The organism is Pseudomonas fluorescens (assembly GCF_902497745.1).
In the GTDB taxonomy this organism is placed as follows: Bacteria; Pseudomonadota; Gammaproteobacteria; order Pseudomonadales; family Pseudomonadaceae; genus Aquipseudomonas; species Aquipseudomonas fluorescens_BM.
In genome coordinates this window covers 88,528-115,068 of record NZ_CABVHJ010000004.1, presented here as the reverse complement: position 1 = coordinate 115,068, position 26,541 = coordinate 88,528, and the positions used below count along the sequence as shown (strand labels likewise).

The following is a 26,541-nucleotide window of genomic DNA, read 5'->3' as shown; positions in this document are numbered from 1 at the left end:
CCTTGAACAATCACCACGGTCAGTCCCCTCTCCCTCTGGGCGGTCCGACGTTTCGGGAGGGCTAGGGTGAGGGGCTTTTCCATATGCCAGAAATAAAAAAAGGGCCGCACCCTGCCAAGGAGACGGCCCCGGAAAAACGTTGAATCTGTCACCGCGCAGTAATAACCGACAACTTGGTAATCCCCGCCCGTTCAATCGAAGCCATTGCCCGCGCCACTTCGCCGTAGTTCACCCCGTCATCGGCCTGCAACTGCACGCGTACTTCCGGGTCCTTGGCCTTGGCCGACTTGAGGTTGAGTTCCAGCAAGTCCGGCTGAATCTCGTCCTTGTTGATAAACAGCTTGCCGGCGCCATCGATGCTCACCACCAGCGGATCCTTCTGCTCGACCGGCGCCACCGCTTCGGTCTTCGGCAGGTTGATCGGGATCGCGTTGGTCAGCAGTGGCGCGGTGACGATAAACACCACCAACAGCACCAGCATCACATCCACCAGCGGGGTCACGTTGATCTCGCTGAGTACCTCGTCACTGTCCTGCGTGGAGAAGGCCATATCAGGACGCCTCCTTCACTTTTGCCGCGTTGCCCGGGGCTGCAACCTTGTGCGCCGTCGGGTGAATCAACACGCGGAAGGAGCTCTTCTGCGCCAGGCTGTAGAAGTCGTGGGCGAAGTCATCCAGGTCCGCCGCTGTCAGTTTCAACCGACGCAAAAAGTAGTTGTAAACCAGCACCGCTGGCACCGCGACGGCGATCCCCACACCGGTCGCAACCAGTGCCGCACCGATCGGGCCGGCCACCGTTTCCAGGCTCGCCGAACCGGCCGCGCTGATTCCCTTCAACGCTTCCATGATTCCCCACACCGTGCCGAACAAACCAATGAACGGCGAGGTGCTACCAATACTGGCGACCACTGCCAGGCCTGTTTCCAGCGAACGCCGTTCGCGGACAATTTGCTGGCGCAGTGCGCGCTCCAGTCGATCCTGATGGTTGATCGCCTGGCTCAAATCATTCGCCTGCGGCGCCTCGCCCACCTGAATCGCCGCGTAACCGGCTTGCGCAACCCGCGCTGCGGCGCCGGGCTGGGTTTCGCTCAATTCAGCGGCGGAATCGAGACTCGACGCCGCCCAGAAACGCTTATGAAAACGCCGATCCTGCGCCTTCAGACGCCCGAACTGCCAAGCCTTGAGCAGTGCCAGACCCCAGGTGGCGACGGAAAAAACCACCAGCAGCCAGATCACCGCGCTTTCGATGGATTCCAGTGGAGATGCCAGTAACGTCATGATGTATTCCCTCGTGTAAACGTTTCGCGCGAATTTGGTTTCGGTTTAATGAATCTTGAAATCAATGGGCACGCTGACCCAGCCGTCCTGGGCGACATCACCCTGCTTGGCCGGGACGAAACTCCAACGTTTCACGGCATTCAGCGCCGCGTCGTCGAGCTGTTGCCGACCACTGCTTTTGGCTATCTGGATCTCACCCGGTTTGCCGCTGGCCAACACATGCACACGCAGCAACACCGTGCCTTCCCAACCGCGACGCTGAGCCAGCGACGGGTATTCCGGTGCCGGGTTTTTCAGGTACGCGGCATTTGCTGAGGCCGGGGTAACGGGTGCCGGCGCGGGGGGAGCAGGTGGCGCGGGCGCTGCAACCGGGGCTGCCGGTTGTGGCGGCGCCGGTGGTTGCTCGACCGCTTTCGGTGCTGGTTTGGGTGCCTGTTTAACCACCGGTTTGGGTTTCGGAACGGGTTTTGGCGGCGGCGGTGGCTTTACCGCCAGTTCGTCTTCTACCGGCGGCGGTGGCTCAACCACAGGCGCAGGTGGTGGCGGCTCGACAACCGGTGGCGCTGGCGGCGCCGGGCGCGAGAATTCGATGGTCATCGGCGGAATTTCCGGCGGCACAATCGGCAGCACCGGCGTCGGCTTCTGGCTGATCCAGTAGATCACCGCGCCATGCACCACCAACGCGAGCACGCCAAGCAGAATAGTTTCGCGCCGAGTCAGAATGCCCTTGGGCGCACGCTGCAAACGCAACTGCCCCAGCGGCACACGATGCGCCCGGCCGAGATCGACCAATTCGCCACCTGGCGTCTGACGCCACAGCAATTCCTCTGCGCTGGCGGCGGTCTGGACATTGCCCATTGATTCACTCCCTGCGGTCTTTTTGCGTTCTCTACAAAAACTGTCGATCAACCATTTGTTGAATCCCCCACGGCGGATCGACGGGTGAATCATTGGGCTTGGCGCTTATCTCCGAAAGTAATCTTTAACGTTATGCATAGGTCTTTATGGAATATAAAAATTGATCAATTCTGCCAAAGCCACGCGCCACGCGGGCTGCAGCGATGCGTGAAAAAGCGCATGCTTTTCAGGCATCGAAAGTATTCATGCAACGCATCAAATTCGCCTGACCCGGTTTTGTGGGACAACTAATACCAAGTAAATAGTGATTGTTATTTTGCCGGAACAATAAAAAAGGCCGACGCACTTTCGTGCGTCGGCCTTTAACAATTGCGCGCGGATTATTGTTTGACGAATTCCCCTGCCAGGGTCACTACTTCACCGTCAAAATTAGTACGAGAACCGGCCGCGCGAACTTTTGCGTAATTGTGATCAGGAGAAAACAACGACCACGCCTGAAATCCGCTATTACCATTCAGACCGACAAATGTGATGGTGGTAGGTTGTCCGGTGCTGTTCTGGAAATGGTAATGCCCGTAGCTGACGTCATAGTTAACGCCGCCCTGGCTGAACGTGCCGCTGAATGTACCGTTGGAGTCGTTGCCATCGGTAATCGTCAGTTTGGCGCCAGCGTTAGCGTTCACATAAGTGCCATTAATGCTCGACATGATTCGATTTCCTTTATCGTTGGGATAAGTATCTTCCGATGAGAGCAAGTTTCCTCCTGGAAACTCACGACAGTCAGGATGGTTGGACATTCAACTATTGTCCACGCCACTGGCTAACGAAATTGCAATAAGCACTATTCACCCCGCTCATAACTTATCGCCGTTCGTTCGCGCATTAATTCCAATTCAACTAACGACTGGCATTGGTTTGCTGCACACCGACAACTGGAGCATTAACCACTGTCTCGGAGCGTGGCGTGCCCGTTGGTACCCAGTCATAACTCACAGGTAGCGCCCGATACACCCAGTTGCTGATCGCATCGCTGCCCGGCGCCTTGCCCAGATACGGGCTGACGTATTCCCAGACGTTTTCACCGCTGGTTGTCACCTGGAAAAATCGCCCGTTCATGCCTTCGTCGATCAACGTGTTGCCATTGGGCAAGCGCCGCGCACTGCTGATGAACGAACTGTAGAACGCCCAGCCCGGTTGCTTCGAATTCGCCGCGCTGTACTGCCAGACAATCTCGTTTTTCAGCGGATCGATTTCCAATACTCGCGAACCGGAAATCAGCCCGAGGGTGACGTTCGGATAACCCGCCGAACCCTGGTTATCGAATACCAGCAAGTTACCGGCTCCAGGCAATCCGGCCGGAATGATGTGCGCATCATGCTGACCGACAAACTGATCCACGGGACGCGGCAGTTTCTGTGCAGTCTTCGGGTTGATCAGCGGCAAATTCGGTCCGAGACGCCAGACCACTTTGCCGCTGCTCTTATCGATGATCGCGATGAAGTTGGCGTTGCGTGAATAAATCATACCGACGGGAAACACACATAAACTCCATACCTGTCAGGTTTGACAGGTGACACGCTAGAGTTTTTGCTTCCTAAATAAAGGCGTCGTCCCTCTACATCCGAAGTCACCTGACTGATCAAGGAAATTCGCCATGGAAGCCAAACGCCTTATTTGTTTTTTCCCTCTGATGCTGACTGGCTGTTTGCTGGTCGCACAGGCCGATACCGTACCGCCCGACGGCCAAGTTGACGTCGCACCAGCCCAAGCGCCAACGGCCAACTCCGGAACACCGCCGGAGCTCTCGGTATCAGTTCGAAACAATCACGATGGCCCGGTCAACGTCTTCCAGCAGCGCACAAAAATCGTCCTGCAAAAGGGAGATGTCTGGAATTCTGACTATTCGAAAGGCGTGATTTCCGTAACCACTGCAAATACGGAATCGACCATCAAGTACGTCATTTCCGAAGGGCGCAGCACTCGATGTGCGACCGACCTTTGCCTGATAGTGCAGTGACTTCCTCCACGCGATGTCAGAAGTCGTAGCGACCGGTGACGCCGAGGGTACGCGGCGTGCCGAGCAGGCCTTCATAGCCGCCGTTGCCGCCCGTCCACAGGGTCGTGTAGTAGGTTTTGTCGAAGGCGTTTTTCAGCCACAGCGACACGTCCCACTGGCCCTGATTGAAATCGCCGCGCAGGCCGGTGGAGAAGTTGACCACGGCGTAACTCGGGATCTGTCCGTAGTCGGAATCCTCGACTGTGCCGACGGCTTTGGAGCGGAATGCATAGCTGGCGGTGACGTAGGGTTCGAAGCCGTTATCCAGATTCCATTTGTATTCGCCGTTGGCGTTGCCGATCCATTTCGAGGCGCCGACCACTTGATGCCCGCTGAGATCGCAGGAGGCTGGAGCGCCCGGCGCCTGGCTGACTTCCGGCGGGCACGGGGCATCTTTGTACGAGAGATAGCTGACGTCGTTGTAGGAGCCGTTGATGTTCAGGGTCAGGCCGCGCAACGGGATCACCGTGCTTTCGAACTCGACACCGCGCGAGCGCACGGAACCGGCGTTGGTCAGGTACTGGACGCGATTTTCCGCATCGTAGGCGTTGGTCTGGTAAGCGTTGACCTGAGTCCAGAAGACGTTGGCGTTGAGCTGCAGACGGTGATCCCACAGCGTGCTCTTGAAGCCGAGTTCGGCGTTGTTCGCGCGTTCGGTGCCGATCAGCAGTGAATCCGCGCCGGCCACCGGAGCTGACCCGACAGCCAGGTTAACCCCGCCGGATTTCTCGCCGTGGGACAGCGTGGCGTAACCAAGCACGTCATCGGTGACGCGATAGCTGAGGTTGAGCAGCCCGGAAGGACTCGAGCTGTACTGGTTCAAATCACCGGAATCATAAGCGCCGGCCCGACCGCGTCGCGCCGTGGCCGCAGCGCCAGTCACGACGGCGCCACCGACCGGCGCATTACGCGTGACCCAAGCGGATTTTTCTTCATAAGTGCCACGCACCCCGGCGGTGAAATCCAGCCGCTCGGTGAGGTGCCAGGTGCCTTGGGCGAACAGCGCAAAGCTGTCGGTCTTGATATGGCCGTTGCCAACACTGGTGACGTTGGCCAGCGCACCGGCCGGCGTGCCGTTCCAGATATCAGCCTGCGGGCCGTAATAGGCGAAGGATTTGTTGTCCAGGTTGTTGCCGAAGTAGTACGCACCTACGACGTAATCGAAGAACTCGCCCTTCGGCGAGGCCAGGCGAAATTCCTGCGAATACTGTTTGTCCTCCACCGACACCCCGGCGTTGTAACTCGCCGGCACGTTGAGACCATCGTCGTTGCGCGGAGTGAAATTCCAGAAGCGATAGGAGCTGATCGAGGTCAGTGTGAAGTCGCTCGGCAGCGTCCAGTTGGCCTCCACCGAGGTGCCACCCTGATGCACGGTGACGTGCTGGTCATTGTCCAGATTGACCTTGCGGTGTGAGCCGTTGACCAAGGTTGCGCCGGCCGCGTTGGCGCGCGACTGGTAGAGATTGACGCCATTGATTGTCGGCCCGGTGTTGTAGAGCACGCGGGTACCGGCGCTGGAATCCTCCTCGTTGTAGTCACCGATCCAGCGCAGATTGAAATCTTCATTGGGCTTGAACAGCAGTTGCGCGCGGAAGCCCTCGCGCGAGCCGCCGTTGAGATCATGGCCGTCGTATTCGTTTTTGATGTCACCGTCGCTACGGGTTCGATAAGCCGAAAAGCGTCCGGCCAGTTGATCGTTGAGCGGGCCGGAAATGGTGCCCTTGGTCTGGAAATAACCGTCCTCGCCGACCGAGGTTTCGATACTGCGCTCAGGGGTGAAGGTTGGGGCACGGGTGCTGATGTTGATCACCCCGGCGGTGGTGTTTTTGCCGAACAGCGTGCCCTGCGGCCCACGCAAGACTTCGAGCTGTTCGATGTCCATCAAGTCAAACACCGCCATCCCCGGACGCCCGAGATACACGTTATCGATGTACAAGCCAACACTGCCTTCCAGGCCATCGCTGGCCGGGTTATTACCCAAGCCGCGAATCGATACGCTGGACTGGCGTGCGTGCATGTAGGCGACGTTGACGCTGGGTACCAATTGCTGCAAATCCTGAATCCGGTAGACCCGCTGCGTCTCCAGATTCTGCCCGCTGACCACGCTCATTGGCGTCGGTACATCCTGCGAACTTTCCTCTCGGCGGCGGGTGGTAACGGTCACGGTTTCCAGTTGCGAACTGTTGGCGGCAGGCTTGCCGGCCGGCACTGGCGCCGGGGTTTCAGCATCGGCGGCGTAGCCGTGAGTCCAGCTCGCGCTCCCTGCCAGCAACAGGGCCAGAGGCAGACGTTTGAGCCGTCGTGGCGTTAAGGGTGACGCAAGGTTCAACGGACTCATGGCGCGGCTCCTGGTCAAAAAACACACAGACATCTTCAGCGCTGCATATTCTTTTAAGTTATTTATTTATGGATTTACAAATATTTACTGCATAAGAGATTGCCTTTATAAGGAGTCGACCTAATGCATATCCAATGCATTTCCCGGATATTTTTTATGTGAAAAATGCATATCGACTTGCGCCAACTTCGTCACTTCATCGCCCTGGCTGAACAACGCAGCTTCGTCGCCGGCGCACAGGCCGTGAACCTGTCGCAGTCAGCGTTCAGCCGCAGCATTCAGGCGCTCGAGCACAGCGTTGGCTGCCAGTTGGTTGATCGCGGGCGCAAGGAATTACCGCCGACCAAACAGGGCCAGGTGCTGCTCGAACACGCGCGGCGACTGGTCAGCGGCGCGCAGCAGATGGCCAACGAGATCAGCCAGTTCAATGGTCTGGAAGCAGGAGAATTACGCTTCGGTTGTGGGCCGGCGCCGGCGGCGGGTTTGATTCCTCGGGCGATTGGCAGCTTTATCGGGCGCTATCCGAAAGCGCGGGTGCAATTTCAGGTCGATGACTGGCAGAGCCTGAGCAAGCGATTACTCAGCGAAGAGTTTGAATTCTTTGTCGCTGACACTCGGCACTTCGAGGCAGATCCGGATTACCTGACCTACCGGCTGCGACCGCGCAAGTGGCATTTCTGTTGCCGCGCGGGGCATCCATTGGCCGGGTTTGATCGGGTCAGCGCCGAGCAATTAATGAGCTATCCGCTGGCGGTGAGTATTCGTCCGCCGAACCTGCGCAAGGTCATTGTCGACCTCAGTGGGCGGCCGGATTTCACGCCGAATGTCGAGTGTGAAAACAGCTCTAGCCTACTGAGCGTTGTGCTGCGTTCGGATGCGATCGGGATTGTCGGGGCGTACTCGGATGCACTGCATCAGGCCAAGGGTGAGTTGGTGTGTTTGCGCATTGAAGGGTTGGCCGATGATCTTGAGGAGTTGTACACCCGCTATGGGATTGTCAGCCGCGCGGGGTATCGATTGTCGCCGTTGGCCGAGGCGATGATTGAGCAGATCAAGGCGATTGATGCGGTGGATGAAGAAGTCTGTTCACTGGAGAATTTTGCTGTCTGAGATGACGCTTTCGCGAGCAGGCTCGCTCCCACAATGGATTGTGGTGAATGCAGAATGTGTGATCGACACTAACCCTGTGGGAGCGAGCTTGCTCGCGAAGGGGCCAGTACAGTCTCCGATGCACTGCCTGCATAAAACCCATTCCCCAAATGCACTTGCCGAACACCCCCACCGAAAGCGAAAAACCTCGCCTGTCCCATTGACCGGTGAACCCCATGCCCACCCCGCCAAACCCCGTGCGCAACGTGTTGTACATCATGTGCGATCAATTGCGCCGCGATTACCTGTCCTGCTACGGCCATCCGCATCTGCACACGCCAAACATCGATCGACTCGCTGCGGCCGGCGTACGTTTCAGCCGCGCCTACACCCAAGGCACGATCTGCGGTCCGTCGCGGATGTCGGCCTACACCGGACGTTATGTCAGCAGCCATCAAGTGGCGTGGAACGCCGTGCCGTTGCCACTGGAAGAACTGACCATCGGCGATTACCTGCGCCCGCACGGCATCCGTACTGCCTTGGTCGGCAAGACCCACGCGACGGCGAATGTCGATGCCTTGCAACGCCTGGCGATCAACCCCGAGAGCGAACAGGCCGAAACCCTCAACGAAGTCGGTTTCGAACCCTATATGCGCCATGACGGCATCTATCCCGACGATCCGCTGTTCGACGACAAGCGCGAATCCGCGCCCTACACCCATTACCTGCGCGAACACGGCTTCGACGGCAAAAATCCCTGGCACGACTGGGCCAACGCCGCCGAAGGCGAGAACGGTGAAATCCTCAGCGGCTGGCAAATGCGTCATGCGAATTTGCCAGCACGAATTCCCGAGCAACACTCAGAGACTGTCTACACTACAAATCGAGCCATCGACTTCATCACCGAGCAAGGGGAGAAATCGTGGTGTTTACACCTTTCCTATATCAAACCGCACTGGCCCTACATCGTACCGGCTCCGTACCACGCCTTGTACAGTACGAAATCGATTCTCGAAGCGGTCCGTGCGACGCCCTTTGAAGCCAGCAAACACCCCGTATACACTGCCTTTCGCCAGCACGAGGAAAGCCTCAACTTCTCCCGCGATTCAGTACGATTGACTGTAATTCCTACGTATATGGGCCTGATCAAGCAGGTGGATGATCAGCTCGGGCGACTGTTCGATTTTCTGCAGAGCAATGGCCGTTGGGACGACACGTTGATCGTGTTCACCAGCGATCACGGCGACTTTCTCGGTGATCACTGGCTCGGCGAGAAGGAGTTTTTGCTGGAGCAGGCGGTGGGCGTGCCATTGATCGTGCGTGATCCTCGGAAGGCAGCAGATGTCACGCGCGGAACAGTCGATGATCGACTGGCGGAAACCATCGATGCGTTGCCGACCTTTCTTCAAGCCTTGGGATTGCCGGGGGCGGAGCATCGGCTTGAAGGGCGTTCGTTGATTCCGCTTCTGCACGGTGAACACCCAGATTGGCGGCGCTATGCAATCAGCGAATACGACTACGCTTTTCAGGCGCCGGCGCGTGAGCGTCTGGGCCAGCCGATTGATCGTTGCCGGATGACCATGGTGCGCAGCGAGCGCTGGAAATACCTGGCGTACGACGGTTTTCGACCGCAATTGTTTGATCTGCTGAATGATCCGCAGGAGCTGCGTGATCTGGGGGATGACCCGGCGTATGCGGCGGTGCGCGAAGAGCATGCGGGGTATTTGTTTGAGTGGGTGCGCGGGTTGAAACGGCGGACGACCATCAGTCATCAGGAGATCGACTTGCGCGGGCAGCGGTTTCGTTATGGAGAGCCGGAAGCCGAGAAGGTTGTTCAGATTGGGGTTTGGTAGCTTTAAGAGCCCCTCACCCTAACCCTCTCCCAGAGGGAGAGGGGACTGACCGAGTTGTTTTTTAGCTATACGCCGACCTGAAATATCAAGGTTGAACTCAGGCTCGAAAAGCCCCCAATCGGCTCCCTTCTGGGAGAGGGCTGGGCGGGCGGCGTTCCGATGAGGGGCTGTTGATCTTCAGTCACGACCTTTGATGGTTTGACTGCGCTGCCCATTCGCGCCCACCGGCACTTCACCCTTGAGCGTCACCCGACGCACCACCCGATCCTGCGTGCCGTAATCATCAATCGCATAATGCTGCGTCGAACGGTTATCCCAGATCGCCACATCACCGGCCTTCCAGCGCCAGCGCACGGTGTTTTCCTGACGGATCACATGGCTCTGCAGTAACCCGAACAGATGCGCCGAATCCGCCTGTGAATACCCCTTGATGCGCTTAACGAAATGCCCGAGCAGCAAGCTCTTCTCCCCACTGATCGGGTGCACGCGCACCACCGGGTGCTCAGTCTCGTAAACGGTCGACGTGAAGACCTTGCGATAGCGCTCAAGCTTCTCTGCCGAGACGTCCGGCTTGGCGCTGGCGTAGTCGTATTCGTTGCTGTGCACGGCGACCAGTTTGTCGGCCAGCTCACGCAGCTCGGTCGGCAAGCCGTTGTACGCCGTCGCGGTGTTGGCCCACAGGGTGTCGCCACCGAATACCGGGGCCACCACCGAGCGCAGGATCGAGGCTTTCGGGTAGGCGTCGACGAAGGTCACGTCGGTGTGCCAGGAGTTGGCGCGCTGACCTTCAGAGCCGTCCAGTTCGAGCAGATAACGCGTGCCTTCACGCGACGGCACGGTCGGGTGCGCCACGGGTTCGCCGAGCAAATGGGCGAACGCTTCCTGACGCTGATCGTCGAGTTGGGTCTGTTCGCGGAAGAACACGACTTTGTACTGAACCAGTGCCTGTTGAATGGCTTCGATCGTGGCGGCGTCCAGCTCACCGGACAAATGCACGCCACGGATCTCGGCGCCGATACGACCAGCTACCGGGTGGATTTCCAGCGCGTGGACAGCGGGTTTGACTGCGAGTGCGGCATTGCTCATGGGTAGACCCTCATCGACTGCTTACGGTTTGGCGGCAGCGAAACAACGCTCTATCTATATTCCATTTACATCTAATAGATATTCACATGCTTCGTTGACGGAATAAGAGCTTGCATTTAAAACCTCTAGCAACCCTCGTCGCAAATGCCTTCGAGCTATTTTTAGGATGCCGGAAAAGCATATGGATCTTCGCCAGTTGCGTTACTTCATCGCCCTCAACGAACACCGCAGTTTTGTCCGCGCGGCGGATGCGATGGGCATCACCCAACCGGCGTTCAGCCGCAGTATTCAAGGGCTGGAACAGGAATTCGGCTGCGTGCTGGTGGATCGCGGCAACAAGGATCTGCGTCCCACGCCTGAGGGCCAGGTGGTGCTGCAACACGCCTTGAGCCTGGTGCAAGGCGCGGCGTTGCTCAGCGCCGAAGTGACGCAGATGACCAAGCTCGACGCCGGCGAGGTGCACTTCGGTTGCGGCCCGGCGCCAGCAGTGAAACTGGTACCGGACGCCGTGGCGCAATTCATCAACGCGCACCCGAAAGTGCGCACCTGTTTTCAGGTGGATAACTGGGAAAAACTCAGTCGCGCCCTGAGCCGTGAAGAGATCGAATTCTTCATCGCCGACATCCGTCATTTCGAATCCGATCCGAACTTCCAGACCCAGGCGCTGACACCCAAGCGCGGAGTATTTTTCTGCCGGCCGGGGCATCCGTTGCTGGCCAAGGAAAGCCTGTCAACCAACGACATGTTCGACTACCCGTTGGCAACCACACGCATCCCGCCGGGCATTCGCAAATTGCTGGCAAACCTCAGCGGCAGGATCGACTTTTCGCCGACCATCGAGACCGAGCATTTTCCGGCGCTGGTGAAAGTGGTGCTGCAATCGAATGCAATTGGTGTAGGTACGGAAGAGGCGTTTGTCGAGGACATTGCCAAGGGTTCGCTGGCGTTGCTGCACTGGCGCAATTTGCCGCAGAACCTGGAGAGCATGAATGCGCGCTGCGGGATTGTCAGTCGTACCGGGTTTCGCTTGTCGCCGGCGGCGCGGGCGATGATCGAGACGTTGGTGGCGGTGGATCGGCAGGAGGTCAGCGTCGCCGTTTAGGGCCCTTTCGCGAGCAGGCTCGCTCCCACAGTGGTTCGGTGGTGAATGCAGAATCTGTGTTCACCTAAGAACCCTGTGGGAGCGAGCCTGCTCGCGAAGAGGCCAGAGCAGGCGCTAAAGATTCAGAGCTTGGCCGCTGCCAGCTCAGGCGCCACCCAGTCGTTGACCTTGAACGGTTTGCGAATCAGCTTTTGCTGCGCCGCCAGATCCACTTTGTCCTGCAGGCTGCCAAGGAACACCGGATCCAGTGTCGACGGGAACACTTCGCTCAATTTCTGATCCTGCAGATCCTGCGTCAGGATCACTGGCGGATAACTGGCCAAACCTGAGACCAGTTGCACGTAAGCCGCCTTGTTGCTGTCCTCGGTCAGCCACTCAACAGCCTGCTGCTGCGCCTTGAGCAATTTCGCCACCGCTTCCGGGTGCGCTTCGACAAACTTGCCCGTGCCGACCAACACCGATTGCACGCTGCCCGCGCCGCCGAGATCCTTGGTGTTGAGCGGCAGTTCTGCCAGCCCCTTGGCCTGCAATGCCGTCAACCCGGAACTGCCCCAGGACGCATCGATCTGCTTGGCCGCCAACGCTGCAACCGCTGCGTTGAAATCCAGATTGATGACTTTCAGATCCTTCTCGCTCAGGCCCTGACTGGCCAGTGCCGCATCAAACGATAGCTGCGTCGCGGTGCCACGAAAAATCGCCACGCGCTTGCCTTTGAGATCCTGCAACGTCTTGATCCCCGATCCCGGTACCACGCCCAGATACTGTTTCACGCCGCGTGCGCTGGCGCTGAGCAGACGCGTATCCAGACCGTTGGACTTGCCGATGATTGCCGCAAGGTCGCCGAGATACGCCAGATCAACCTGACCGTTGGCAAACGCCTCATTGATCACCGGTCCCGCACCTTTAAAGAAACTCCACTGAATCTTGATGCCCTGATCGGCAAAGGCCTTTTCGAAGATCTGCTGATCGCGCAACACATCAACCACGCCCCCACCACTGTGTTGAGTGCCGGCGCTCAGGTCAGGCACGGCGATCCTGATTTCCTTGAGTTCGTCAGCATGCGCGGTGAACGCCAGCAGGCCCGCCAGAGCAGGCACGGCAAACAGACTGAAAACGCGTTTGAAGGGAAGGTTCATGGGTGCAGCTCCTTGATCACGACGGGCGTTGAGGAGCCGAAAGTAGGCCGAATGCACACCTTCGCTTAAATACTATAAATGCACATTTTTATAGCTTTTAACGCTAAGCAAGCAATAACGGGGCTTGCAGCGGCGTATGCATTATCAGCATCGAAAATATTCTTCGAATGCATTGGATGCGTGTGGGTTGGAAGCCTTAAATGGCGCTGCTTATCTCTAAAAATAACTTATTAAAGATTATTTATAACCATTAGCTCTTAGTTAATGCCACTAGAGATCGCAGCCTTCGGCAGCTCCTACAGGGGTCAATTCAAGGACGCATTCCCCCGTAGGAGCTGCCGAAGGCTGCGATCTTTTGATCTTGATCTTGAGCCAACCCGACAACGGAGGTCACCCATGGCCCGCCAATCCTTGCTCAGTCTCCCCCTACCCGCGCCGCCGCTGAAAAGTCGCCGTACCTGGCCCAGCCTGAACCAACGCCTGTTGCCATGGCTGCTGCCGCTCAGTCTGTTCGCGCTGTGGTGGCTGGCCGCGCGTAATGAGTGGATGAGCGAACAGATCCTGCCTGCGCCGTCGCTGGTGTGGAACAGCACTGTCGAGTTGTCCCAAGGCGAGTTGTGGAGCCATTTGTGGATCAGCCTGCAACGTTTGTTCTGGGGTTTGCTCGCCGGGATTTCGGCGGGTGCGGTTCTCGGTGCAGCGCTGGGATTCAGTCGTCGTCTTGAACGCCTGATCTTCCCGACCTTCGCCGGGCTTTCGCAAATACCGACGCTGGCGTGGATTCCCTTGTTCATGGTGTTTTTCGGCATCGGCGAAGTGCTGAAACTGGTGGTGCTGATCAAAGCCATCGTGGTGCCGGTGACCCTGCACACTCTGGTCGGCGTACGCGATGCACAGCCAAAACTGCGCGAAGCCGCCGCTGTTCTGCGTCTGCCTCCACGTCTGTTGATCCGTCGCCTGGTATTGCCCGCTGCCCTTCCCGCGTTTATGGCTGGCGTGCGTCTGGCACTGGCCGCCGGGTGGACCTCATTGCTGGCAGTCGAACTGCTGGCCTCCAGTGAAGGCATCGGTTACCTGATGGTCTGGGCGCGCCAGCTGTTCATGCTCGACATCGTTTTCGTCTGCATCGTGGTGATCGGGTTGATTGGCGTGGCAATGGATCGCGGCATCGGCCTGCTGGACAAAAAACTGGTGCACTGGCCGCATCCGGCCACCGCCGAAATTCGTCGCGGCCCGCACTATGAAGGCTGGCAGCGTCTGCAACCGTGGCTGCTGCCGCTGGGCTTGTTGGCGCTATGGCAATTGGCGAACGAACTGCAGTGGGTCGATGCCAACATTCTGGTCAGCCCGCTGGCCGTTTTGAGCACGGCATGGGACGGTCTGTTCGACGGCACTTTGATCAGTGGTATGGCCCTCAGTCTTGGCCGCACACTCGGTGGCCTGTTGCTCGGCGGCGGTCTTGGATTTGCCTTGGGCCTGCTGCTGGGTCTGTCGAACATCAGCGAACGCCTGCTCGGTCCGACCCTCGCCGCCCTCCGCCAGATCGCCATTTTCGCCTGGGTGCCGCTGCTCACCGCGTGGTTCGGTCTCGGCGAACTGGCGAAGTGGGTGTTCGTCGCCCTCGCCGCGTTCTTTCCACTGTTTATCGCCACGCAACGCAGCGTCGCCAACCTCTCGCCACAACTCAATGAAGCCGCACAAGTGCTGCGTCTGAGCCTCGGCCAACGCCTGCGTCGACTGGTACTGCCGGGCGCTGCGCCGGGGATTTTCGCCGGGCTCAGATTGAGCCTGATCTACGCCTGGCTCGGCACCATTGGTGCGGAATATTTCATGCCGTCCAATGGCGGTATCGGCAGCCAGATGATCGGCGCACAACAGTTGCTGCGCATGGATCTGATCATGGCCGGCATGCTTTTCGTCGGTCTCACTGGCGCCCTGCTCAACCTCATTGGCCAACGCCTGGAAATTCGCGCGACCCGCTGGAGACACGCATGAACGCACCGATTGTCAGCTTTAAACACGTAGGCAAATCCTTCGACGTCGACGGTTTCGAACTGGAGGCGATTCGCGAATTCAATCTGGACATTGCCGAAGGAGAATTCGTCGCCATTGTCGGTTCCAGCGGCTGCGGTAAGTCGACGTTGCTGCGTTTGCTGGTCGGCCTCGACACGCAGTTTCGCGGACAGATTACCGTGGACGGCAAAGCCGTCAGCGGCATTGGCGGCGAGCGCGGCATCGTCTTTCAGGAACACCGTTTATTCCCGTGGCTGACCGTCGCCGACAACATCGGTCTGGGTCTGGTCAACGAGCCGCTGAGCGCTGCGCAGAAGCAACAACGGATCAACGACTTCATCGATCTGGTAGGCCTGCGCGACTTCACTCGCGCCTATCCGCACCAGCTCTCCGGCGGCATGGCCCAGCGTGTGGCGATTGCTCGCGGCCTCGTCGCCAGCCCGCGCATTCTGCTGCTCGACGAACCCTTCGGCGCGCTCGATGCACTCACCCGTCAGCAGATGCAGGACGAGCTGTTGGCGATCCGTGACCGCGCGAAAATAACCACGATCCTCGTCACCCATGACGTCGAAGAAGCGATCTTCCTCGCCGACCGCGTGGTGGTGATGGAGCCGCGTCCGGGGCGGATCAAGCAAGTGGTCGACATCGCCTTGCCGCACCCGCGCCAGCGCAGCAGTTTCGACTTCCATCAGTTGCGTGAAGAGCTGCTGCACGAGCTGACCAGTGACGACCACTACCAACCGAGCGTGCCGGTGCAGATCCGCGATCTGCCGCTGACGTTCATTGCCTGCTGAACAGGAGTTTTGCGATGCCGCAACGTCCCAATTTTCTGGTGATTCTGGCCGACGACTTAGGCTTTTCCGACATCGGTGCGTTCGGCGGCGAAATCGCCACGCCGCACCTTGATGCCCTGGCCAACAATGGCCTGCGCCTGACCGATTTTCATACCGCGCCAACCTGCTCGCCGACCCGCTCGATGTTGCTCACCGGCACCGACCACCACATCGCCGGCATCGGCACCATGGCGGAAACGCTGACCCCGGAACTCATCGGCAAACCGGGTTATGAGGGGTACCTCAACGACCGCGTGGTGGCGTTGCCGGAGTTGCTGCGCGAGGCCGGTTATCAAACATTGATGAGCGGCAAATGGCACTTGGGGTTGAAGGCTGAACTGGCGCCTCATGCGCGCGGTTTCGAGCGCTCGTTTTCGCTGCTGCCCGGCGCGGCCAACCATTACGGTTTCGAACCGACCTACGATGAACAAACGCCCGGCCTGCTGAAATCCACTCCGGCGCTGTACATCGAGGACGATACGTTTGTCGATGAATTGCCCAAAGATTTCTATTCCTCCGACGCCTTCGGCGACAAGTTGCTGCAGTACCTCAAGGAGCGTGACCAGAGCCGGCCGTTCTTCGCCTACCTGCCGTTCTCCGCGCCGCACTGGCCGTTGCAGGCGCCGGCCGACATTGTCGAAAAATACCGTGGCCGCTATGACGCAGGCCCCGAAGTGTTGCGCCTGGAGCGTCTGGAAAAACTCAAGTCCCTCGGCCTGATCGAACCGGACGTCGAGCCGCATCCGCTGATTCAGTTAACCCAGCAGTGGGACGCGTTGAGCGACGAGCAAAAGCAGATTTCCGCGCGGGCGATGGAGGTCTACGCGGCAATGGTCGAGCGCATGGACTGGAACATCGGTCGGGTTGTCGATTACCTACGCCAGCAAGGGCAGCTCGACAATACGTTCATCCTGTTCATGTCTGACAACGGTGCCGAAGGCGCGCTGCTTGAAGCGTTCCCCAAATTCGGTCCGGAACTGGTGACGTATCTCAGCCAGCATTACGACAACAGCCTCGACAACATTGGTCGGGCTAATTCTTATGTCTGGTACGGGCCGAACTGGGCGCAGGTGGCTACCGCACCGTCGCGCCTGTTCAAGGCGTTCACCACCGAGGGCGGAATTCGCGTGCCGGCGCTGTTGCACTATCCGCAGTTGCCGCTCAAAGGACAGATCAGCCATGGTTTCGGCACGGTGATGGACGTCACGCCGACCATTCTCGATCTGGCCGGTGTGCGTCATCCGGGTAAGCTCTGGCACGGCAAACCGGTGGCGCCGTTGCGTGGTAAATCGTGGCTGGGGTTCTTGTCGGGTGAGACTGCGCAGGTGCATGACGAACACACGGTGACAGGTTGGGAATTGTTCGGGCGCCGGGCGATTCGACAGGGGTCGTGGAAAGCGGTGTGGATTCCCGGGCCCGTGGGGCCGGCGACCTGGCAGCTGTATGATTTGAGCAGTGATCCGGGGGAGATTCATGATCTGGCGTTGAGTCGGCCGCAGAAGCTCAGCGCGTTGATCGGGCATTGGCAGCAGTATGTCGAGGAGACGGGGGTGATTCTCAGTGAGTCGCCGTTTCAGCCGGATTGAGGCGAAGATCAAAAGCCCCTCACCCCAGCCCTCTCCCTGAGGGAGAGGGAGCTGACCGAGGTGTCTTTCGCTATACATCGACCTGAAAAAGCTTGGTCGACTATGGATTCGACACAACTTTTTCACGTCGGTGTAGTTCCCCAATATCCCCCGATCGGTCCCCTCTCCCTCCGGGAGAGGGCTAGGGTGAGGGCAGCTTGTCAGGCCTCTACCGCCTCCCCAGACACCGCAACTTCATTCCGACGAACAAACCGGTTCGCCCGCCCAAACGTTCCGAAATCGTTAAACCGCACCCCCATCTCACGCATCACCTTATGCGCCACCGGCACGGTCATCTGGCGGATATAAAACGGCTCCTTCACCACGAAATGATGGATCCCGTGACTGCTGCCAAAATTGAAGCAGAACGCCTGCAACGGCCACAGCCACCAAGGGTTCAACACCTGACACTGCTGCAGCACATTGCCCGGCTCGACATCGCCGTAGTAATGCATGTTCGAACTGATGAAGTGCAGGCAGAACGTGCGCAACACGTTCGGGCCGATGATCACCACGGCGGCGATATCGATCACCTGCATCACCGACAACGTCGTCGCTGACCACTCGATCGGTGAGCCCAGCAGGTATGCGATGCCGTTGGCTGCGTGAAAACCGAGAAACACGTACCACGCGCCCCAATGCACCAGCGCCAGCGGTGCATAGACTTTGAAAACCCGTTTCAGAATGCTCCACTTGTGCGCCCAGGTCGGCGCCCGCAGCAAGCGGATGAAGGCCGACATCATGTTGTCGCCGACCATCAACAACCGCGCAAAGCCCCACGGCTCGCCGTTGGTGATCGCGCGTTCTTCCATGTCGGTTTCTGTGCCAGAAACCTTGTGATGATTGAGGTGCAGATGCCGACGAATCCATGGATTGATCGTGCTCGGCCGCGCCAGCCACACCAAGCCCATCATCAGATTGTGCGGCACACGCTGTTTGCGGAAATACATGCTGTGGATCAGGTCATGCTCCAGCTCATGGGTCAGCGAAGCGAAAAACGCGTTGAGCAACAGGCACACCCACCACGCCATATGGCCACTGATGTACAGCGCCGCCGAGCCAATCATCCCGATCAGGGCAAAGGCCAGAATCCCCGCCCCAAGCGCATCCTGATATTTGAGAATCGGGTAGCGCTCACGCAATTCGACGCCTTTGGCCAGCACCACTTCGCGAATATGCGCTGATCGCTGGGCCGCATTGTGTCGCTGGGGACTTGCAGAAGTACCGTCCATGCTTCCATCCTCGGGTTTATGATGTTCGCATCGTGCCTCGCCAAGGCTTCAATTGCGGTAGCCGAGAACGCCAACCTGTTGACCGGAAGCGCCAATCAGCATGAAGGAACCGACCTCCCTCGCCAGCTGGACCCGTGCCTTGCGCAAGCAACTCGATGCGCTGGGGCTGGACAGCATTGCCCTGTGCTTGCAGGCCGGGCTCGACCCGAATTTGATGGACGACCCCAACGCGCGCTATCCGCTGTCCGGCACCACGCGACTGTGGGAAATCGCCGTGCAGGTCAGCGGCGACCCGGCGATTGGCTTGCGTGTGTCACGCTTTGTCAGCCCGACCACGTTCCATGCCTTGGGTTATGCGCTGGTCGCCAGCGGCAGTTTGCGCGAGGTGTTCGAACGCATCGTGCGCTATCACCCGGTGGTCAGCGATGCGCTGGAACTGGAACTGAGCCGAGGCGATGATCGCTACCAATTTCGTCTGAAAATTCCGTCAGGTAATCCGGCGCCAGCCTTCGAAGCCATCGATGCCTTCACCGCGATCTACGTGCGCACCTGCCGCAATCGTCTTGGTCGCGATTACGCGCCGCTGGCGGTTTATCTGCGCCGCCCGGAACCGAGCGATGCGCTTCAATGGCACAAAGTCTTCCGCGCACCGGTGCATTTTGGTTGTGCCGAGGATCGCCTGGAGTTCGCCCTTGCCGACTTTGACAGTCACCTCGACGACGCCAACCCGGAACTCGCCGAACACAACGAAGCCGTGCTCAAACGCACCATGGCCCAGCTCAAACCGCTGACCTGGGAGCGCAAGGTGCGCGATGCCATTGAAGAACAATTGCCGGAAGGCGAGCCAAGCGCCGAACGGATAGCTCAGGCGTTGCACCTGAGTTTGCGCAGCCTGCAAAGGCATCTGGCGGATGAGGGTTGTCGCTTTGATACGTTGCTTAACGAGAGCCGCGAGAATCTGGCGTTGCTGCATCTGCGCGATCCGCAGTGCTCGTTGAGTGAGGTGAGTTATTTGCTCGGGTTTGCCGACACCAGCAGCTTCAGCCGCGCGTTCAAGCGCTGGACGGGGCTGACGCCGGGGCAGTTTCGCGATGGGTTGCGCTGATTGATCCCAACACTGGGTCGTCAGATCCGGCGCCTTCGCGAGCAGGCTCGCTCCCACGGGGGAAACGCATTCCAAATGTGGGAGCGAGCCTGCTCGCGAAGGGGCCCTTTAATTCAACGCAAAACCCAGCTCAAAAACGGTGCCGTCAGCACCACTGCTCACCCGCACCTGCCCTCCATGCAACTGCATGATCGATTGCACGATCGCCAATCCCAACCCACCGGAGTCCCCAGGCTCTGCCCGTGAAGGATCGACGCGATAGAAACGGTCGAACAGTTTGCCCAGATGCTCCTGCGCAATTGCCGGGCCTTGGTTGTGCACCTGCAACCAGCACTCACCCGACTCGTCGCGGCGACGCAGACTGATCACCGATCCTTGATCGGCATGACGCACAGCATTGGCCAGCAGATTGCCGAGGGCACGTTGCAGCAATTGCTGATCGGCACGCAGTTCGCCATGCAGTTGGTTGTCCAGCCGCAGATTGCGGTCATCGGCCAAGGCTTCAAAGTAATCACACAGTTCACTGCCAACGCCGTGCAAGTCCAGGGTTTGCAGATTCAGCGCGCGCTCGGCCTGCTCGGCGCGGGCGAGGAACATCAGGTTTTCCGCCATGCGCTTGAGCCGTTCAAACTCTTCCATGTTCGAGGCGAGGACTTCCTGATACTCCTCGGTGCTGCGTGGATGATTCAGCGCCTGACCGTTGCTCGCCAACAAGGTGTGCAGCGGCGTGCGGATCTCGTGGGCGAGGTCGGCGGAGAACTGCGAGAGGCGCTGCACGCTGTCGTCCAGCCGCGCCAGCATGCCGTTGAGTGCCTGCACCGGTTCGAGCAGTTCGGTGGGCGTGCCGGCGGAGGGTAGGCGCTGATCGAGGCTGCGCAGATCGATGCCGCGCACTGCTTCGCTCAATTGTCGTAACGGTTGCAGGCCCCGGCGCAGCAACAGCAAGCCCAGGGCAAAGGCGAGCAACGCACCCAGTCCAACGGACAGGTAGAGGCGTAGGCGATAACTACCGAGCATCTGCTCGCGTTCACTCAGCACCTTGCCGGCGATGACCGTCAGCGGTTCGCCGTCCGGTCCTTGTGCGTCGCCGGATAACAGGGCCAGTTCGGCACCATCCGCAGCCTGCCAGGTCAGCACATCGCGGCGCTGCGGCGCCTGCTCGCGGGGGATCGCGTTCAGCCTCGGTAGATCGCGCTGACGCGGGTTGATGGCGATCACACTGGATCCATCGGCGCGGCGCACCAGCAGCAAACTGTCGAGATTACCGAGCATGTTCTGATACAGCCGCGGCCGTGCTTGCAAGGCATCGAGGCTGTCGCTGTCGGCGAGCAAGGCGCGCACCTGCTCCAGTCGTCCAAGCAACGCGAGGTCGTCGCGGTAGGCGATTTCCGACGCAAGTGAACGGTAGAGAAACACGCCAATCGCGCTCAACACCAAAGCGCAAACCATTGCGAACGCTAGCGCCAGACGCCAGGCGATCGACCTAGAGCGCATCGTCAGGCGCTTCCAGCTGATAACCGACGCCGCGCACGGTGTGGATCAGTTTCGGCATGTAGGGATCATCGACTTTGGAGCGCAAACGACGCACTGCAACCTCGACCATGTTGGTGTCGCTGTCGAAATTCAGGTTCCACACCTGCGAGGCGATCAGTGTGCGCGACAGCACTTCGCCCTGGCGACTGGCGAGCAGTTGCAGCAGGGCGAACTCCTTGTTGGTTAGGGCAATGCGCTGGCCACCGCGACTGACGCGGCGGCGCAGCACATCGATTTCCAGATCGGCAATGGTGTACGACTCGGCTTCGCGCATCGGCCCGCGCCGTAGCAACGTGCGTACCCGCGCGAGCAGTTCGGCGAAGGCGAAGGGTTTGAGCAAGTAATCGTCGGCGCCCAGTTCGAGACCGCGCACACGGTCTTCAATGGCGTCCTTGGCGGTCAGGAACAGCACCGGCGTGGCGCCGCGCTGACGGATCAGCTGCAGCAATTGCCAACCGTTGAGGCCGGGGAGCATCACGTCGAGGATGATCAGGTCATATTCCTGCTGCTCGATAAAGTAGCGCCCATCGAGGCCATTGAGCGCCACGTCCACGGCAAAACCCGACTCGCCCAGGCCTTTGGCGAGGAAATTCGCGGTTTTGGCTTCATCTTCTACGACCAGCAAACGCATGGCACACCTCGATTATTCAGACACACAGGCTAGGCGCCTTCGGCGGCGTTGCCCATTACAAACTTGTAATCAGACTGACGAGGTTCTGACGAAGGCCGGCGATTAAGGTGACGACCTTCGCTTTTGGAGGCTGTCCATGACCGTTAAATACTTCGTTGCAAGCCTGATGATCGGCCTCAGTGGCGTTGCTGTCGCCAGTCCTGAGCTGCCACGTCACGCTGATCTCGACCTGAAAACTGCACGGCTGCTCGCCGACACGGCAATGGCCAACTGCACCGGCACGGTGTCGGTGCTCGATCGGGGCGGCAATCTGTTGGTGACCCTGCGCGGCGACGGTGTCGGTCCGCACAACACCGTCGCCAGCCAACGCAAGGCGTATACCGCGCTGTCGACCAAAACCGCCACCCGGTTGTTCGCCGAACGTGCTCGCAGCAACCCGGAAACCGCCAACCTCAACACCCTTGATGAGTTGCTGTTGCTTGGCGGCGGGATCCCGCTGTTCCTCGGCACTGAACTGGTGGGAGCGATGGGCGTGGCAGGTTCCGGTGGCGGCGAGCAAGACGAAAACTGTGCGATCAAGGCTGCCGGGAAAACCGGTCTGGCCACTACCCGTTCCCAATAGGAGATGCATCCATGACGACTATGCGCATGACCCTCGCCGCGCTCGGCCTGAGCGCTTTTTCAAGCCTGGCACTGGCTGCCGGTAATCCGTTGAGCGTGCACGTGCTTAACCTGGAAAACGGCCTGCCGTCGCCGGGCATTAACGTGACCCTGGAAAAACACGTCGGCGAAAACTGGCAGCCCCTGGCTCAAGGCACAACCAATGAACAAGGGCGGATTGCCGAACTGTTCCCGGCCAAACAGCCTTTTGAAGCGGGTGAATACCGCGTGGTGTTCAAGACCGGCGAGTACTTCAAGAAGGTCAAGCACGACACGTTCTTCCCGGAGATTCCGGTGATCTTCGAGGTAAAACAGACCGATCAGCACTACCACATCCCACTGCTGCTCAGCCCGTACGGCTTCTCGACCTATCGCGGTTCCTGAATCAACACAGATCAAAAATGTGGGAGCGAGCCTGCTCGCGAAGGCGTCGGTTCAGTCGAAATCTCGGCTGAATGACCCACCGCTTTCGCGAGCAGGCTCGCTTCCACAGGGGATCTCAGGTGCCCGTTAGATCGTCGCCAGGGCGCGCAATCGCATGGCATCAATGATTTCGATCTCGCCGTACCCAAGCCCGATAATCCCCTGCCCCTGCAAGTCCTTGAGGATCTGGTTGGTGGTCTGCCGCGACAGCGACAGCATCGACGCCAACTGCTCCTGCGGCAGTTGCAGTACACGACGCGGCGCGTCGAGTTCGCCGTAGCCTTCGGCAATCATCAGCAAGCGATGAGCCAGACGCGCCGGCGCTGGCAGCAGGCTCAGTTGTTCGAGGTTGATGAAGGTCAGGCGTAGTTTGTGGCTCATCAGCAGCGCCAGATGTCGCCAGTACACTGGGTGTTCGTCGAGCAGTTTCAGCAACGTCGCCTGCGGAATATTCAGCAGCGTGCACGGCCCGACTGCGTAGGCGTCATGGGTGCGCGGCTGACCATCGAACAGGCAGATTTCGCCGAACCAGTGCGGCGCCTCGACCAGACTCAACAACGCCTCTTTGCCCTGCTCACTCACCGCACCGATGCGCACCGCGCCGTCGAGTACTGCGTATAAGCCGCACGGCGCATCACCACGCTGAAACAAGCGCTGCCCTGCCGTCAGCCGTCGCTCCCGGGCCGCCGCGAGCAGACTATCCTGAAAGGACACCGGAAGATGACTGAACCATTGGCCACTCATCAGCCGTGAACGAATTTGCATAAACACTCCTGGATTGTCGCCTGCCTGACAGAGCGAACCCTGATCCCGAGGGATGATGCGATCAACCCTACCGGAGGAACAACAATGAAAAGCCTCGTCGACCACCTCAGTCAATACGCCGCCTACCACCGCGATCCGCGCAATATCGCCAGCCACTTTATCGGCATTCCGCTGATTGTGGTGGCCGTGGCGGTGTTGTTGTCGCGTCCGGAATGGTCGCTGGGCGGGTTGTGGATATCTCCAGCCGTTATCGTGGCGCTGGCTTCGGCGTGGTTTTACTTGCGCCTGGAAGTGAAGCTCGGGGTATTGATGACGGTGCTGATGGGGATGTCAGTCTGGGCCGGACATGTGCTGGCGCAGCAGAGCACCATGGTCTGGCTGAGCAGCGGCCTGGCGATGTTTGTGATCGGCTGGGTGATCCAGTTTGTCGGACATCACTATGAAGGGCGCAAACCGGCGTTTGTCGATGATGTATCGGGGCTGATCGTCGGGCCGTTGTTTGTGGTGGCCGAGTTGGCGTTCATGCTGGGGATGCGGCATGAATTGAAAGAGCAGATCGAGGCGCGGGCGGGGGTAGTGCGGGTCAATCCAAATCGCAAAGCGGCGGCTTAGGCCGCTTAAAAGATCGCAGCCTGCGGCAGCTCCTACTTTGGAATGCGTTTCCCTGTAGGAGCTGCCGCAGGCTGCGATCTTTTGATTTTAGAGGCTGGCGACTTTCTGCCAGACCTTGGGTTTGAAGAACAAGGTCTCACCCTTGGCCAACCCGATCAGGCTGTCGTGGTCTTTCACCACTTCGGCCTCAATCAAATCCGTCTGCCCCTCAACCTTCAACGTCACCCGCGTGGTCGCGCCCAACGGCCGGATATCACGCACCTCAGCCGCATGGTGATCCTCCAGCTCATGCTTGGACAACGACACCTCATGCGGGCGGAACAGCACGTGATTGTCATCGCTCAACAGCAAACGGTTCGAATCGCCGAGGAAGTGATAAACAAAGTCGCTGGCCGGGTTTTCATAAACGTCGCCCGGTGAGCCGATCTGTTCGATCACGCCCTTGTTCATCACCACAATGCGGTCAGCAACTTCCATCGCCTCTTCCTGGTCGTGGGTCACGAAGACCGACGTCAGGTTGATGTCTTCGTGCAACCGCGCCAGCCAGCGGCGCAGCTCTTTACGCACCTTGGCATCGAGGGCGCCGAACGGCTCATCCAGCAGCAACACTTTCGGCTCCACCGCCAAGGCACGCGCCAGCGCAATACGCTGACGCTGACCACCGGACAACTGCTCCGGATAACGATCCGACAGCCAATCCAGCTGCACCATGTTCAGCAGTTCGTGAACCTTGACCGCGATCTGGCTTTCGCTCGGGCGCTGGTTTTTCGGTTTCATGCGCAGGCCGAACGCGACGTTGTCGAACACGGTCATGTGGCGGAACAAGGCGTAGTGCTGGAACACGAAACCGACGTTGCGATCACGCACGTCGTGGCCGGAAACGTCTTCACCGTGGAAAACGATATTGCCGTTATCCGGGGTTTCCAGACCGGCGATAATCCGCAGCAGGGTAGTCTTGCCGCAGCCCGACGGGCCGAGCAACGCCACCAGCTCACCGCTGTGGATATCCAGACTGATGTTGTCCAGCGCCTTGAAGGCATTGAAATTCTTGCTGACGTTACGCACTTCGATCGACATGAATTATTCCTCCGCGGCGCTGGCGCGCAGGCGGTTGATACGGTTTTCGCTCCACTGCTTGAGCAGCAGGATGAAGAGCGCCAGGATCAGCAACAGGCTCGCCACAGCGAACGCGGCCACGTGGTTGTATTCGTTGTAGAGGATCTCGACGTGCAGCGGCAAGGTGTTGGTCACCCCGCGAATGTGCCCGGAAACCACCGACACCGCACCGAACTCCCCCATGGCCCGCGCGGTACACAGCACCACGCCATAGATCAGGCCCCATTTGATGTTGGGGACGGTCACGTGCCAGAACATCTGCCAGCCATTGGCGCCGAGCAGGCGCGCGGCTTCCTCTTCCTGTGTGCCTTGTTCCTGCATCAGCGGAATCAGCTCGCGGGCCACGAACGGCACGGTGACGAAAATCGTCGCCAGCACAATGCCCGGCAGGGCGAAGACGATCTGGATGTCGTGATCCTGCAACCACGGCCCGAACAGGCCTTGCGCGCCAAACATCAGCACGTAGACCAGACCGGCGATCACCGGCGACACCGAGAACGGCAGGTCGATCAGGGTCACCAGCATGCTCTTGCCGCGGAACGAGTACTTGCTCACGCACCAGGCGGCGCTGACGCCGAACACCAGGTTCAGCGGCACCGAAATCAGCACGGCGAACACGGTGAGTTTCAGTGCCGAAAGCGCGTCCGGCTCAAAGATCGCGGTGAAGAATGCACCGAGGCCATTCTTCAAACCCTGCGATACGACGATGAACAGCGGCAGCAACAGAAACAGGAAAAAGATCAGCCAGCCAAGACCGATCAGGATTCTGCGCGAAGTGGCGCTGCCACGGCGCGCAGCATTGGCCGAAGAGGCGGCCGCAATAGACGATTGGGACATTGTTCGCGCCTCCTTATGGGGTTTCAATGCGCCGCTGCAGCAAGTTGATCAGCAGCAACAGGACAAAGGAAACCACCAGCATCAGCACGCCGATAGCGGTGGCGCCGGTGTAATCGTATTGGTCGAGTTTGACCATGATCAGCAGCGGCAGGATCTCGGTTTTCATTGGCATGTTGCCGGCGATGAAAATCACCGAACCGTACTCGCCGACGCCACGGGCGAACGCCAGGGCAAAACCGGTCAGCCAGGCGGGCAGCAATGCGGGGACCAGGATGTGGCGGAACACCTGCAACGGTTTCGCACCGAGGCACGCGGCCGCTTCTTCGACTTCACGGGGAATGTCGGCCAGCACCGGTTGCAC

The 26,541-nt window shown here is 59.2% G+C and carries 25 protein-coding genes and 1 pseudogene; 11 read left to right on the top strand and 15 right to left on the bottom strand.

The window, feature by feature from the left end:
* Positions 1-148: 148 nt before the first annotated feature.
* From F8N44_RS07660 to F8N44_RS07640, 5 genes and pseudogenes are all read right to left on the bottom strand, one after another.
* Positions 149-550 carry an ExbD/TolR family protein gene (locus tag F8N44_RS07660; RefSeq protein ID WP_150649903.1) on the bottom strand — a complete coding sequence of 134 codons (402 nt, stop codon included), beginning with the start codon at positions 548-550 and terminating at the stop codon, positions 149-151.
* Between the two features lies 1 nt (position 551).
* Positions 552-1,277, bottom strand: coding sequence for a MotA/TolQ/ExbB proton channel family protein (locus F8N44_RS07655; protein ID WP_150649902.1), 726 nt, complete (start codon positions 1,275-1,277; stop codon positions 552-554).
* 45 nt (positions 1,278-1,322) lie between these two features.
* Positions 1,323-2,135, bottom strand: coding sequence for an energy transducer TonB (locus tag F8N44_RS07650; RefSeq protein ID WP_150649901.1), 813 nt, complete (start codon positions 2,133-2,135; stop codon positions 1,323-1,325).
* A gap of 380 nt (positions 2,136-2,515) precedes the next feature.
* Positions 2,516-2,932: a hypothetical protein gene (locus F8N44_RS07645; protein WP_224794749.1), complete on the bottom strand. Its 417-nt coding sequence runs from the start codon at positions 2,930-2,932 to the stop codon at positions 2,516-2,518.
* A 100-nt stretch (positions 2,933-3,032) separates the two neighbouring features.
* Positions 3,033-3,659: pseudogene (locus F8N44_RS07640) on the bottom strand (aryl-sulfate sulfotransferase); the annotation flags it as partial.
* Positions 3,660-3,789: 130 nt separating this feature from the next.
* Here F8N44_RS07640 and F8N44_RS07635 point away from each other — a divergent pair.
* Positions 3,790-4,152, top strand: coding sequence for a hypothetical protein (locus F8N44_RS07635; protein WP_150649900.1), 363 nt, complete (start codon positions 3,790-3,792; stop codon positions 4,150-4,152).
* 16 nt (positions 4,153-4,168) lie between these two features.
* Here F8N44_RS07635 and F8N44_RS07630 read toward each other — a convergent pair whose 3' ends face one another.
* Complete coding sequence (locus F8N44_RS07630; RefSeq protein ID WP_150649899.1) at positions 4,169-6,529, bottom strand: TonB-dependent receptor; 2,361 nt, start codon at positions 6,527-6,529, stop codon at positions 4,169-4,171.
* A 165-nt stretch (positions 6,530-6,694) separates the two neighbouring features.
* On the opposite strand from F8N44_RS07630, the gene F8N44_RS07625 reads away from it, so the two are divergent.
* Entirely contained in the window at positions 6,695-7,639 is a 945-nt protein-coding gene (locus F8N44_RS07625; RefSeq protein ID WP_150649898.1) for a LysR family transcriptional regulator, read from the top strand.
* 215 nt (positions 7,640-7,854) lie between these two features.
* Complete coding sequence (locus tag F8N44_RS07620; RefSeq protein ID WP_150649897.1) at positions 7,855-9,471, top strand: alkaline phosphatase family protein; 1,617 nt, start codon at positions 7,855-7,857, stop codon at positions 9,469-9,471.
* A 177-nt stretch (positions 9,472-9,648) separates the two neighbouring features.
* On the opposite strand, the gene F8N44_RS07615 is transcribed toward F8N44_RS07620, so the two are convergent.
* Positions 9,649-10,557 (bottom strand): TauD/TfdA dioxygenase family protein, encoded by a 909-nt coding sequence (locus tag F8N44_RS07615; protein ID WP_150649896.1) that lies wholly within the window; start codon positions 10,555-10,557, stop codon positions 9,649-9,651.
* A gap of 181 nt (positions 10,558-10,738) precedes the next feature.
* Here F8N44_RS07615 and F8N44_RS07610 point away from each other — a divergent pair, with 181 nt between their 5' ends.
* Entirely contained in the window at positions 10,739-11,659 is a 921-nt protein-coding gene (locus F8N44_RS07610; RefSeq protein WP_150649895.1) for a LysR family transcriptional regulator, read from the top strand.
* A 122-nt stretch (positions 11,660-11,781) separates the two neighbouring features.
* Here the strand turns inward: F8N44_RS07610 and F8N44_RS07605 are convergent, their stop codons facing one another.
* A complete protein-coding gene (locus F8N44_RS07605; RefSeq protein ID WP_150649894.1) occupies positions 11,782-12,795 on the bottom strand; it encodes an ABC transporter substrate-binding protein in 1,014 nt (337 codons plus the stop codon).
* A gap of 396 nt (positions 12,796-13,191) precedes the next feature.
* On the opposite strand from F8N44_RS07605, the gene F8N44_RS07600 reads away from it, so the two are divergent.
* From F8N44_RS07600 to F8N44_RS07590, 3 genes are read left to right on the top strand one after another with little or no spacing between them, the layout of a single operon-like run.
* Positions 13,192-14,790, top strand: coding sequence for an ABC transporter permease (locus F8N44_RS07600; RefSeq protein WP_150649893.1), 1,599 nt, complete (start codon positions 13,192-13,194; stop codon positions 14,788-14,790).
* A complete protein-coding gene (locus F8N44_RS07595; protein WP_150649892.1) occupies positions 14,787-15,602 on the top strand; it encodes an ABC transporter ATP-binding protein in 816 nt (271 codons plus the stop codon). Before F8N44_RS07600 ends, F8N44_RS07595 begins: the two co-directional genes overlap by 4 nt.
* Before the next feature lie 14 nt (positions 15,603-15,616).
* Positions 15,617-17,227 carry an arylsulfatase gene (locus F8N44_RS07590; protein ID WP_150649891.1) on the top strand — a complete coding sequence of 537 codons (1,611 nt, stop codon included), beginning with the start codon at positions 15,617-15,619 and terminating at the stop codon, positions 17,225-17,227.
* A gap of 200 nt (positions 17,228-17,427) precedes the next feature.
* On the opposite strand, the gene F8N44_RS07585 is transcribed toward F8N44_RS07590, so the two are convergent.
* On the bottom strand, positions 17,428-18,498 hold the full coding sequence (locus F8N44_RS07585; RefSeq protein WP_150649890.1) for a fatty acid desaturase: 1,071 nt from the start codon (positions 18,496-18,498) through the stop codon (positions 17,428-17,430).
* A 100-nt stretch (positions 18,499-18,598) separates the two neighbouring features.
* Between F8N44_RS07585 and F8N44_RS07580 the strand changes: the two genes are divergently transcribed.
* On the top strand, positions 18,599-19,603 hold the full coding sequence (locus F8N44_RS07580; protein ID WP_150649889.1) for an AraC family transcriptional regulator: 1,005 nt from the start codon (positions 18,599-18,601) through the stop codon (positions 19,601-19,603).
* Positions 19,604-19,711: 108 nt separating this feature from the next.
* On the opposite strand, the gene F8N44_RS07575 is transcribed toward F8N44_RS07580, so the two are convergent.
* Positions 19,712-21,097, bottom strand: a complete 1,386-nt coding sequence (locus F8N44_RS07575) for a heavy metal sensor histidine kinase (RefSeq protein WP_150649888.1) — start codon at positions 21,095-21,097, stop codon at positions 19,712-19,714.
* The gene (locus F8N44_RS07570) at positions 21,087-21,767 is read right to left on the bottom strand and encodes a heavy metal response regulator transcription factor (protein WP_038367211.1); all 681 of its coding nucleotides are present in this window, start codon (positions 21,765-21,767) and stop codon (positions 21,087-21,089) included. Before F8N44_RS07570 ends, F8N44_RS07575 begins: the two co-directional genes overlap by 11 nt.
* 136 nt (positions 21,768-21,903) lie before the next feature.
* On the opposite strand from F8N44_RS07570, the gene F8N44_RS07565 reads away from it, so the two are divergent.
* Positions 21,904-22,389, top strand: coding sequence for a GlcG/HbpS family heme-binding protein (locus F8N44_RS07565; protein ID WP_150649887.1), 486 nt, complete (start codon positions 21,904-21,906; stop codon positions 22,387-22,389).
* Between the two features lie 11 nt (positions 22,390-22,400).
* The gene (uraH, locus tag F8N44_RS07560; RefSeq protein ID WP_150649886.1) at positions 22,401-22,811 is read left to right on the top strand and encodes a hydroxyisourate hydrolase; all 411 of its coding nucleotides are present in this window, start codon (positions 22,401-22,403) and stop codon (positions 22,809-22,811) included.
* A gap of 126 nt (positions 22,812-22,937) precedes the next feature.
* Here the strand turns inward: uraH and F8N44_RS07555 are convergent, their stop codons facing one another.
* Entirely contained in the window at positions 22,938-23,615 is a 678-nt protein-coding gene (locus tag F8N44_RS07555) for a Crp/Fnr family transcriptional regulator (RefSeq protein ID WP_150649885.1), read from the bottom strand.
* A gap of 84 nt (positions 23,616-23,699) precedes the next feature.
* On the opposite strand from F8N44_RS07555, the gene F8N44_RS07550 reads away from it, so the two are divergent.
* Entirely contained in the window at positions 23,700-24,227 is a 528-nt protein-coding gene (locus F8N44_RS07550; RefSeq protein ID WP_150649884.1) for a DUF962 domain-containing protein, read from the top strand.
* Between the two features lie 87 nt (positions 24,228-24,314).
* On the opposite strand, the gene F8N44_RS07545 is transcribed toward F8N44_RS07550, so the two are convergent.
* The 3 genes from F8N44_RS07545 to F8N44_RS31650 form a co-directional block, all read right to left on the bottom strand.
* Positions 24,315-25,304: a sulfate/molybdate ABC transporter ATP-binding protein gene (locus F8N44_RS07545; protein ID WP_016987602.1), complete on the bottom strand. Its 990-nt coding sequence runs from the start codon at positions 25,302-25,304 to the stop codon at positions 24,315-24,317.
* Between the two features lie 3 nt (positions 25,305-25,307).
* On the bottom strand, positions 25,308-26,180 hold the full coding sequence (cysW, locus tag F8N44_RS07540) for a sulfate ABC transporter permease subunit CysW (protein ID WP_007917679.1): 873 nt from the start codon (positions 26,178-26,180) through the stop codon (positions 25,308-25,310).
* Positions 26,181-26,193: 13 nt separating this feature from the next.
* The coding region (locus F8N44_RS31650; RefSeq protein WP_224794748.1) for an ABC transporter permease subunit at positions 26,194-26,541 on the bottom strand (348 nt) is incomplete at its 5' end.